General features: G+C 41.7%; 11 protein-coding genes and 1 rRNA gene. 6 read left to right on the forward strand and 6 right to left on the reverse strand.

All coding sequences use genetic code 11. The features are described 5' to 3' along the window. Nucleotides 1-2: 2 nt before the first annotated feature. The 4 genes from A9970_RS01455 to A9970_RS01470 are packed head-to-tail and all read right to left on the reverse strand — an operon-like array spanning nt 3 to nt 2,179. Nucleotides 3-893: a TIGR01777 family oxidoreductase gene (locus tag A9970_RS01455; protein WP_182981048.1), complete on the reverse strand. Its 891-nt coding sequence runs from the start codon at nt 891-893 to the stop codon at nt 3-5. Nucleotides 894-920: 27 nt separating this feature from the next. After that, complete coding sequence (locus tag A9970_RS01460; protein WP_075990933.1) at nt 921-1,301, reverse strand: hypothetical protein; 381 nt, start codon at nt 1,299-1,301, stop codon at nt 921-923. Nucleotides 1,302-1,305: 4 nt separating this feature from the next. Then, the gene (locus A9970_RS01465; RefSeq protein ID WP_088160132.1) at nt 1,306-1,668 is read right to left on the reverse strand and encodes a hypothetical protein; all 363 of its coding nucleotides are present in this window, start codon (nt 1,666-1,668) and stop codon (nt 1,306-1,308) included. A gap of 4 nt (nt 1,669-1,672) precedes the next feature. Further along, entirely contained in the window at nt 1,673-2,179 is a 507-nt protein-coding gene (locus A9970_RS01470; RefSeq protein ID WP_075990935.1) for a GbsR/MarR family transcriptional regulator, read from the reverse strand. A gap of 222 nt (nt 2,180-2,401) precedes the next feature. On the opposite strand from A9970_RS01470, the gene A9970_RS01475 reads away from it, so the two are divergent. The 3 genes from A9970_RS01475 to A9970_RS01485 all read left to right on the forward strand — a co-directional run bounded on the left by A9970_RS01475 (nt 2,402) and on the right by A9970_RS01485 (nt 4,751). Continuing rightward, on the forward strand, nt 2,402-3,385 hold the full coding sequence (locus tag A9970_RS01475; RefSeq protein WP_088160133.1) for a hypothetical protein: 984 nt from the start codon (nt 2,402-2,404) through the stop codon (nt 3,383-3,385). A gap of 70 nt (nt 3,386-3,455) precedes the next feature. Further along, nucleotides 3,456-3,905 carry an energy transducer TonB gene (locus tag A9970_RS01480; protein ID WP_153848132.1) on the forward strand — a complete coding sequence of 150 codons (450 nt, stop codon included), beginning with the start codon at nt 3,456-3,458 and terminating at the stop codon, nt 3,903-3,905. A gap of 78 nt (nt 3,906-3,983) precedes the next feature. Continuing rightward, nucleotides 3,984-4,751 (forward strand): suppressor of fused domain protein, encoded by a 768-nt coding sequence (locus A9970_RS01485; RefSeq protein ID WP_198386028.1) that lies wholly within the window; start codon nt 3,984-3,986, stop codon nt 4,749-4,751. Nucleotides 4,752-4,811: 60 nt separating this feature from the next. Here the strand turns inward: A9970_RS01485 and lat are convergent, their stop codons facing one another. Together lat and A9970_RS01495 are read right to left on the reverse strand one after the other, a co-directional pair. Further along, entirely contained in the window at nt 4,812-6,101 is a 1,290-nt protein-coding gene (lat, locus tag A9970_RS01490) for an L-lysine 6-transaminase (RefSeq protein WP_088160136.1), read from the reverse strand. 19 nt (nt 6,102-6,120) lie between these two features. Next, on the reverse strand, nt 6,121-7,650 hold the full coding sequence (locus A9970_RS01495; RefSeq protein WP_075990941.1) for an aldehyde dehydrogenase family protein: 1,530 nt from the start codon (nt 7,648-7,650) through the stop codon (nt 6,121-6,123). A gap of 125 nt (nt 7,651-7,775) precedes the next feature. Between A9970_RS01495 and A9970_RS01500 the strand changes: the two genes are divergently transcribed. From A9970_RS01500 to A9970_RS01510, 3 genes are all read left to right on the forward strand, one after another. After that, nucleotides 7,776-8,948 carry an acyl-CoA dehydrogenase family protein gene (locus A9970_RS01500; protein ID WP_088160138.1) on the forward strand — a complete coding sequence of 391 codons (1,173 nt, stop codon included), beginning with the start codon at nt 7,776-7,778 and terminating at the stop codon, nt 8,946-8,948. Between the two features lie 1,088 nt (nt 8,949-10,036). Then, nucleotides 10,037-10,180, forward strand: coding sequence for a hypothetical protein (locus tag A9970_RS01505; protein ID WP_182981049.1), 144 nt, complete (start codon nt 10,037-10,039; stop codon nt 10,178-10,180). Between the two features lie 142 nt (nt 10,181-10,322). After that, nucleotides 10,323-10,784: ribosomal RNA gene (locus tag A9970_RS01510) — 16S ribosomal RNA — on the forward strand; the annotation flags it as partial.

Here is a 10,784-nt window from a genome sequence, read left to right on the forward strand (position 1 = left end):
TTTTATCCCCGCTGCAGAATATCCTGCAAAGCAGTTGAAATCGTTGGAAACTGGAAGGTAAATCCACTGTTCTCCAACCTTTCAGGTAATACCCAACGGCTTTTTAAAAGCAGCTCTGTCTCCGTGCCAATTAAAGCCGCACCTATTTCCAGTAGCCATTTTGGAGATGGTAGGCCAATTTTACAGTTCATTACCTGTCGAAAAGTCGCCATAAAAGTCTTATTCATAATCGGGTTGGGTGCCGCACAATTAACGATACCATACAAATCCTCATGACCTTTTAAGAACAAAATAAGCTGAAATAGATCTTCAATATGAATCCAGCTAAAATATTGCTGACCATTTCCCTGTATACCCCCTAGTCCGGCACGTACAAGATTTTTAAAAGGAAGGATAACCCCTCCATCCGCGCCCAAAACTATCGCCATCCGAAGTGCCACCTGTCTCGTCTTTTCCGATTTGAAGTCGAAGAAAGTCTTTTCCCATAATGTTGCAACATCAACGGAAAAACCTGTTCCGATCTCCCCCGAATTTTCTGTCATTGGACGATCTTCGGCGTGACGATAGATGGTGGCGGTACTCGCGTTTAGCCATAGCTTTGGTGGATTGGTACAGCCTGCTGTGAGCTCGCCGAGAAGCGTAGTCGTTGCTGTTCGTGAGGAAAATATTTCGGCCTTATTTTTTTCGTTATACCGACAGTTGACAGATTTTCCGGCTAGATTGATTAGCATCGCTGCATTTTCCAGTGAATCGGAAATAGCGGATCGATCGGTCCAAAGGATATTGCCCGGCCGACGGCCAATGATGATCACCTGATAGCCTAATGTACGAAATCTCTCGGAAAGATATTGTCCAACAAAACCTGTTCCTCCAGCGATGACTATTTTATTCATGGCAAGTGTATTTACAGTCTGTTTTAATTATGCATTGAAGGTTGTATCCATGTTTCTTCGTTGTTTTGCAATCCGTTTGCCTCTAAAGAAGAGAAACATATTAAGAAAGAGCATTACACCAAGATATATGCTAAATCCACCGATTTTATAACTCAGGCGCTCAATAAGTTCCTGAATGCTCGGCTTGTACAGGCTGATTTCAAGTATGTAGAGTGCAAATCCCAAATTCATGAGGTAGAATCCAATGCGAAATAAATTATTCGTCGCATGGGCTACCTCCGGCCTACCGGCAAAGATATCATTCATGTAAACAATGCTATTTTTAAAAAGCACGTAGGCAACATAATAGGTTAATCCTATTGCAATGGGTAAGTAGATAAAGTACCCGATAACTGTTAAATTTCCCATGATATTAATGTTTAATGGTTAATGAATTCTTTTTTTTTGCGAAGAAGTAAATACTGAGCATATTGAAGTAATGTAACCCAACAAGGACAAAAAGTAATCGTCCTGTTTTAAAGGCAATGCTGCAGATCATTTCATCAAATGATTCAATTTGTCGCCAATAACTAAACTGCAGGATTGCATAGCCGATGTTGAGTAGGTAATATCCAAGCAGCAATAGATTATTTGTCGTATCGGCCAAGTTGACCTCCTGGCGGAAAAGCGATAGGATGAAAATCCGGCCATTTTTATGGAATAACCGACCGACCCAAAGAATAATATAACAGGTGAGCAGGCCGTAGATTGCGTACGCTAGGATATTGAAGTTCATGACGCTACATCATTAGTTTGATCAATTTGATTAATAAATCTCCACCGCTTGTATTGAAAATCTTGTTGGCAATAGTTTCGAGTTGATCCGTCAGATTTTGGATGTCCTTTACCGTTTTATGGAACTCCTTACCTTCTGCAGTCTGGTCCTTTTCGGTATTCTGGCTTATATCCTTTAGAATATCCATTACGGGGTCAAGCTCTTTCTGCTTACGCATCACTGCAATTTTCATCGCCCATTTTAAGACCTCTTTCTCTGCGACGAAATATTCCTTTCGATCACCAGCAATATGTTTTTTGTAGACAATACCATAATCGATCAATTGCCGGATACTCATATTGGCATTCCCGCGGGAGATCACTAACTTTTCCATAATCTCATCTGTAGACATGGGATTGCTTGCAGAAAGGAGTAGGGCATGAACCTGAGCAACAGATTTGTTGATCCCCCATTCAGAACCTAATGCGCCCCAGGTGTCTATGAACTGTTGTTTTGCTTCTTGTAATTCCATCGTGCTTTTATTTTGCCAATACCTCAATTTATTTTTATCGGACTATTGAACCGATCGGCTTTCCCATCCTTTTTGTGATTGCCTATATCAAAGGTATTTAAAGTTTTTGAATTTTCAATAATTTCTGAAAATAAAATAAGTTTAAGAATGCAAGTCACCATATCGTAATAAGAATTTGCTTTTCTTGCGGACTTTTCGATTTGTTTTAACTTTGCCAGCATTATGGCGACAACTTTGTATAATCCATTCAAACAATTTCAGTTTGATTCAGATATTTGTTTTTTAACAGGGAATAAGCTTCAGTCGGAAGAAGAATCCATTCAGGTGTTTCCTGTATGGATGATGAAATCTTTTCAATTGGAAGATAAACCTTTTAAAATGCTGGATGAGAATCTGGTTACTTACAAATCGTTGAAACTACCGTGTTCCATGGCTGCAGCCGAAGCTATTGAGCAAATGGAGCGTGCGGTAGAACAGTCGTTTGAACAAGGCTATGAAGCCGTCAAACAGCTGGATCCATTACTATTGTTTCAATGGATGACAAAAATCATCTATGGGGTGGTTTTTAATGAAATTCTTGCGGGAATTCAGCAGCAAAAAGCTTCTGGTGAAGATATGAACTTTTCTCAGGCGCTTGCACAGCGTTTTACGAATCTACATGCGATGTTACAGTCTCTGGTTGTACCGATGGAGTTTGAAAATACATTCCCATTTTCATTGGTTGTTGTACCTGTTGAGAATGCACCGGATACATTTATGTATCGTGATGAAATCAATACATTGATCTTCTCGATCCGTATGAAGGACTTTGCTGTAGTTGCCTGTCTTCAAGATAATGCGACAAACAATATTTATCACGAAGATATTCTCAAAGTCATTGCGGGCAAAACATTACACCCGATCCAGTTTGAAGAATTGTGTGCACGCTATTTTTATTCAGCCTACTTATTTAATCGTCTGCCAGATTATACCTATCTAAACACCCCGCAAAAAGTCTATGTTGAACCTATGCCATTAGCGGATATGTCGATGAAACCTATCTTTGATCATTGGCAAAATAAGACTTATGGCCAAGTTTTGGAAAATTTTTGGAAACCTTGGGGATTGACTTTATTCGAGATTATTAAAAATCCGGAGCATCCGATCAGTTTTCTTGTTGATGAAACAGGGGCGTTTAATGCAGAGGTTGCTATGCCGCTCAATTAGTCCGGAGGATTTAAAGCAATAAATTATCTTATACAAGCGTTAAATGGTACGATTATGGATAGGATAGATTATGTATTTAACTGGATTTAAGACTTTTTTTTCAATTCTACTTTTTATGGTATTGTGTACTTCTGCAAGTGCACAAGTGATTGCTAAACGGGATATTCCTGCAGACAGTATTGCACAGAACGTTGATGATTTTCCCTATTTCAAGGGCGGGGTGGTGGCCTGGTCCAGATTTTTGCAAAATAACCTGGATTTGTCGGGAACAATCAGGGCAATGGACAGTGTGGCCTATGCAAAATATGGATCTCGGCAGACGGCAATTCTGAAATTTATTGTTTGTGAAGATGGAGCGATCTGTAATATTGAAATCGAGAATCCCGATAAAGTGAGTCCCGAGTTTGCAAAGGCTGTGTTGTCTGCTATGCGCAGATCGCCACAATGGATGCCGGGACAGGTCAAAGGAAAACCAGTTAAAACAAGATTTAGACAGCCTGTAGTAGCTGTAATTGAATAAATTTGAATAGAAAATAATCGCTAAAATTTTCACCATTTATAAGATAATATGTCATTTTGGGATAAAGTCAAAAAAATTATGAGCGGCGAAGAGGAAGAATCTCCGTCCGAAAAAAAAGATACAGAAATTACTGCTGGAGGGTCTACGGTCTACCGTTATGAAGATCAATCTGATGATAAGGATCCAAAAAACCTATTTCCGGAGGTACAATGTGTTTATCTGGATGAAATCGAGGAGCATTTGACCAAATATATTGCCGAACCCGATATGGTGTTCCATGAAATTATCTCCGAACTTGTTCATATCGATGTGCATTGGATTAAACCAAGTGCAAACTATCCATTCCATATATTGGTTACTTCAGGCATGAGTGATTTGGCTATGCATGTTCCAGATGAAGTGGAAAACAAAGAGTCTTATGAACGGGCGGAGCTGATGGTCGTGTTGCCCGCAGATTGGAAGATCGGAGAAGAGGAATTTCAGGATGACAACAATTATTGGCCGGTCTACTTTTTGAAAAGATTAGCGCGGTTTCCACATGAGTACAAAACCTGGTTGGGATATGGGCATACCATTCCCAATGGGATGGAAGCCGAGGATATTGCAAATACAGGTTTCGGTTGTATGTTGCTGCTTCCACCTATGCTAAGTTTTGATGAGGAATTTTTGGAGTTAAAGACCAAAGATGGTAATCTGATCAATTTTTATGCAATGATCCCTGTATATAAAGAAGAGATGGATTACAAACTTGAAGAGGGTACAGATGCACTCTTAGACCTGTTTGATGAGTATGGAATTTCAGAACTGGTCGATATTGACCGTCCCAATGTATGTAGAGATAGATAGTTTATAAAAAAATAAGCAATACTATAGGCTACATTGAAGCTTTTTAGCATTGCTTATTTTTTAGGAAATACTCTTTTCTATAATTGCTATCGTTTTATTGATATCCTCATAACTCACATTAAGGTGCGGTCTAAAACGTATACTTTTCTCTCCACAGCCTAACATAATCAGTTTATTTGCATAGGCATTTTTGATAAATTCATTGCGTGCAGCTTCCGATGTGAAATCCAATGCAACGAATAAACCCTCTCCTCGTAAATTGGACAGCTGCGGTTTTTTCACTAGCAGTTCCTGGAGCTTATCTTGTAGATAGTGCCCTTTTTCTGCTGCATTTTGAACGAGATTTTCTTGTTCTATGACTTCAAGAATTAATTTAAAGCGGAGCATATCCATAAAATCACCACCAAATGTTGAATTGATACGACTGGACTCTTTAAAGACATGATGTTCCACCTGATCAAATTTTTCCTTACTCGCCAGTATACCACATACCTGTGCTTTTTTGCCGAAGGCAATGATATCGGGAATTACGTTGTAATGTTGGTAAGCCCACATTTTCCCCGTAATGCCCAATCCGGTCTGTACTTCGTCAAAAATCAATAGGATCTGATTTTCATCACAGATTTGACGAAGCTGTACGAAAAATTCCTTTCGAAAATGGTTGTCGCCACCTTCGCCCTGTATCGGTTCAATAATGATACAGGCGATATCGTTGGGGTTGGCGGCAAGGGCTTGGCGTATTTCTGAGACAGCCTTTTCCTCCAAAGTAATGGTCTGCTCAATATGTTCGCTTGTTAAGGGGTAGCTCAACTTCGGATTGGTAATGCGTGGCCAGTTGAACTTTGGAAAATAAAGGTATTTTCTGGGGTCTTGTGTATTTGTTAAGGACAGGGTATAACCGGATCTGCCATGAAAAGCCTGTTTAAAGTGAATGACCTGGCTGGCTTCCTTTTGTATTCCCTGTGCAAAATTAAGCCTTGTTTTCCAGTCAAAGGCAGCTTTTAAAGCATTTTCCACGGCGAGTGTTCCGCCTGATATGAAAAAGGCATAGGAGAGTTCTTTCGGTATGGCTACGCGGTCAAAAGTGTCGACAAAATCAGCAAACTCTTTTGGGTAAATATCAGACATGGCTGGCTTATTGACGGCCATTTTGCCTAAGAAGTCACGTTGTTCGACCAAATGTGGATGATTGTAACCCACGGCCATAGAAGCAAACATACTGAACATATCGAGGTATTCATCCCCATTTTCATCCACGACATAAGAACCATGGGATTTTTCCATATCCATAACCAAAGGAAATCCATCGGCCAATATATGTTTGCTTAATCTTTCATGTACGTTGCTCATAATTTTGTGTGTAAATGGTTTATAAATCAAATTTGATACCTTGTGCCAAAGGTAGGTCAGTCGTATAATTGATGGTATTTGTCTGACGGCGCATATAGGCTTTCCAGGCATCTGACCCAGATTCCCGACCTCCGCCAGTCTCCTTTTCGCCTCCAAAAGCACCTCCGATTTCGGCTCCTGATGTGCCGATATTGACGTTGGCGATACCGCAATCAGAGCCAGCAGCACTCAGAAATAGCTCGGCTTCCCTTAGGTTGTTCGTCATGACGGCAGAAGACAATCCCTGTGCGACGCTGTTTTGTAGGTCTATGGCCGCACTGATATCTCCCTTGTATTTGATTAAGTAAAGAATAGGGGCAAAGGTCTCATGCTGTACGATTTCATAATGATTTTCGACTTCGGCAATAACAGGCTGTACATAACAGCCACTTTCATAGCCCTTGCCTTCAAGTACCTTTCCCTTGATCAGCATTTTTCCCCCCTGTGTTTTAATTTTGTCCAGTGCGTTTAAGTATGATTTTACGGCGGCTTTGTCAATCAATGGTCCTACATGATTTTTCGTGTCCAAAGGGTCACCAATTTTTAACTGACCATAAGCTTTGGTCAGTTGTTTTTTGACATTGTCATAAATGTGCTCATGGATAATAAGTCTTCGGGTGCTTGTACAGCGTTGTCCGGCTGTACCTACGGCACCAAATACAGCACCGATGATGGTCATTTTTAAGTCTGCGTCTGGAGTAACGATGATTGCATTGTTTCCACCGAGTTCCAAAAGTGTTTTACCGAGGCGTTGTGCTACGGCGACGGCGACTTCTTTTCCCATGCGCGTGGATCCTGTTGCAGAAATCAAAGCGATGCGGTTGTCTGCCGAAAGCCACTCGCCAACTTCTCTGTCGCCCATGACGAGGTTGGATATTCCCTCGGGCAGCCCGTTGCTGTGTAGGATTTCTGCAAGTAATTTTTGGCAAGCTATGGCACATAGCGGTGTTTTTTCGCTGGGTTTCCAGACGACAGTGTTGCCGCAGACCAGTGCGAGGGCGGTGTTCCATGCCCATACCGCCACCGGAAAGTTAAATGCTGTAATAATACCTACAACGCCCAAAGGATGATATTGGTCGTACATGCGGTGCCCGGGGCGTTCCGAATGGATGGTGTTACCATACAGTTGGCGAGATAGGCCTAACGCGAAGTCGCAGATATCGATCATCTCTTGCACTTCCCCCATGCCTTCTTGGTAAGATTTACCCATTTCATAGGAAACTAATTTTCCGAGAATGGGTTTAAGTTCACGGAGCTTGTCACCCAATTGGCGAACGATATCTCCTCTTTTTGGGGCAGGTAGTAGGCGCCATTGTAAAAAAGCATCTCCGGCTTGCTTAATGACCGCTTCGTAGTCCTGACGATTGCTGCCTTTTATTTTTGCGATGAGCTTTCCATCGACAGGTGAAAAGGATTCGAATTCTTTACCCTCGGAAAACCATTGTTGTCCAGTTGATGATCCTAAATTCTGAGAAGATATTCCAAGTGTTTTAAGCGCTGCTTTTATCATAATGGTTTATTTTATTCGTGGATTAGTTTAAATATATGAAATAAATTTTTTAATGACAAGTTTGTGCTGAATATTGTTCAGTGGAAAATAATCGTTATCTTAGATAAGCTAATGTAGACTATATCATGATCAAACAAATTAATATCGATTATTACCAGGTGGACGATTTATTGTCCGAAGAACATAAACTGATACGGCAGTCTGTCCGTGATTTTGTGAACACAGAGATTAAGCCTTTCATTGAAGACGCGGCGCAGGAGCACCGTGCTATTGCGGGATTGATGCCTAAATTGGGAGCAATTGGAGCTTTAGGGCCTTATATTCCTGCTGAATATGGCGGGGCGGGATTGGATCAGATTTCCTATGGCTTGATTATGCAGGAATTGGAAGCCGGTGATTCGGCAATTCGTTCGGCGGCATCGGTGCAATCCTCTTTGGTGATGTTTCCGATTTATACCTATGGTAGCGAGGAGCAGCGTCGTAAATATTTGCCGCGGTTAGCATCGGGCGAGTTGGTCGGTTCTTTTGGGCTTACTGAGCCTAATCATGGATCTGATCCGGGGGGAATGGAAACGAAATTGACGGCAAAAGGAGATGGTTTTTTATTGAATGGAGCCAAAATGTGGATTACAAATTCGCCTGTCTGCGATATTGCTGTCGTTTGGGCACGAGATGAGGCCGGAAAGGTGCGGGGAGTAATTGTTGAACGTGGAATGGCTGGTTTTGAAACGCCAGAGACCCTGCATAAATGGTCTTTGCGCGCTTCCAAAACAGGGGAATTGGTTTTTCATGATGTTTATATCCCTGCGGAAAATGTGCTTCCTGCTGTAAATTCAATGCGTGGACCGCTTTCCTGTTTGAATTCGGCCCGCTATGGAATTTCATGGGGAGTGATCGGAGCAGCAATAGACTGTTATGAAACTGCGGTTCAATACGCTTTGGAGCGACATCAGTTTGATAAACCAATTGCTGGTTTTCAATTGCAGCAAAAGAAGCTAGCGGAATTTCTGACGGAAATTACCAAGGCGCAGTTGTTGTCGTGGCGTTTAGGGCAGCTCAAAAATGAGGGACGTGCTACTCCACAGCAAATCTCCATGGCAAAGCGGAACAATGTGAATATGGCGCTGCAGATTGCGCGTGAATCCAGGCAGATCCTTGGCGGAATGGGGATAGTGGGTGATTTTCCTATTATGCGGCATATGATGAACCTAGAGTCTGTAGTTACCTATGAAGGGACACATGATATTCATTTATTAATCACGGGACAAGATATTACGGGGCTGAACGCTTTTTCTTAATCATTTTGTTTGATCCAACACACCCTCCACGGGGATTAACTATACGATGCTTTAGTGAATTTTTATCCAATAAAGCATCGTATAGTTTGTGTAGGCTTTGCTATTGCCAAAATAAATCTTCGGTCCGTATAGACTTATTTATTCTTAATCTTATACCCTCGCGCTATAGTGAGCAGTCTCCAAAACGGATAACAGGCTAACGTTTTCATAAAAAATGCCTATATCATGGCGATTTTGGTTGGATGTTGGGACACTTATAGGGCTATTTGTGTAGTGTTCTATTTATTCGCTTTTATTTAGTTCTTCTTTAAGCTAGATTTTAATAGGTATTTAGCTAGCTTTTGGTTAGGGTTAGTTTAGGTATAACCTAAGCTATACCTAAACTAACCCTAACTAAACCCTAAGTAAACCCTAAGTAAAAGCTATACCAAAATGAGAATTGATCAAGGTTTACTTTAGACTGGTTCCGCCATCCTCTATTCCGCTGCGGTTGCGGTTCGCTGTCACGTCCTATCTCTATTATGTATATCGATGGTATTAAACGCTGCGGAGCTCTGTTGTTACGTTGCTTATGTTCAAATTGTATACTGATTTGTAATTAACAGCACTATAGCACCGCTTTAACAGGGGGTTAATAGGGGTTGTACCCCTGCTAACCCCCTGTTATCCCCCTGTAATACCCCTTTTAATTAGGAACAAAAGTTGAACGAAATTGGTAATAGATCCAATACGAAGCCTGCCTCCATACTATAGAAGCCTGCCTCCATACTATATATGATGACCTGGGGTTCTCCGAAGGCCCAGTCTGGTGGCCGGATCAGCCATTCCAGCCCTCCGATCACCTGTTTTACAAAAAGAATCTCGCACCGTTACAGGCAGTTAAGGGCGAAATGAAATAAATAAGAACAAAAGCCTTGGAAGTTTGTTAGTAAACTCCCTATCTTTGCACCACTCCGCAAGGGAGGAACGGTTACCTCGAAAGAAGGAACCATGAAAAAAGAAGGGTTTAAGAGAAGTCTGACAGGATTTAAAATCCCGCTCAGTTTATTTTAAACGCGGAAATCGAAAAAAAGAAAAAGAAAAAAAACTTGAAAAAGTTTTTGGAAGTTCAAAAAAGATTTCTACCTTTGCAGTCCCAGCGGAAACGAAGGGAAAAACAAAACGATAAAGAGGGGCGCAATGCCTATCGGAATATAGCGGATACGGAAGTTGAAGCGCGAGAAGTTCTTTAAGAAAACACAATCATGTAAGCGTGACGAGTAGACAAACGAAAGTCATGAACAAATTCAAGAATTAGTTCAATTCGATCCAAGATCAGAGATATAAAAAAAGAATTCTGATTATGTAAATAGTTGGAATCAAAAACTTCATTTTACAATGGAGAGTTTGATCCTGGCTCAGGATGAACGCTAGCGGCAGGCCTAATACATGCAAGTCGGACGGGATCCGTCGGAGAGCTTGCTCGAAGACGGTGAGAGTGGCGCACGGGTGCGTAACGCGTGAGCAACCTACCTCTATCAGGGGGATAGCCTCTCGAAAGAGAGATTAACACCGCATAATATATCTGACCGGCATCGGTTAGCTATTAAATATTTATAGGATAGAGATGGGCTCGCGTGACATTAGCTAGTTGGTAGGGTAACGGCTTACCAAGGCGACGATGTCTAGGGGCTCTGAGAGGAGAATCCCCCACACTGGTACTGAGACACGGACCAGACTCCTACGGGAGGCAGCAGTAAGGAATATTGGTCAATGGGCGGAAGCCTGAACCAGCCATGCCGCGTGCAGGATGACTGCCCTATGGGTTGTAAACTGCTTTTGTCCAGGAATAAACCT

This window comes from Sphingobacterium sp. UME9 (assembly GCF_014170215.1).
Classification (GTDB): domain Bacteria; phylum Bacteroidota; class Bacteroidia; order Sphingobacteriales; family Sphingobacteriaceae; genus Sphingobacterium; species Sphingobacterium paramultivorum.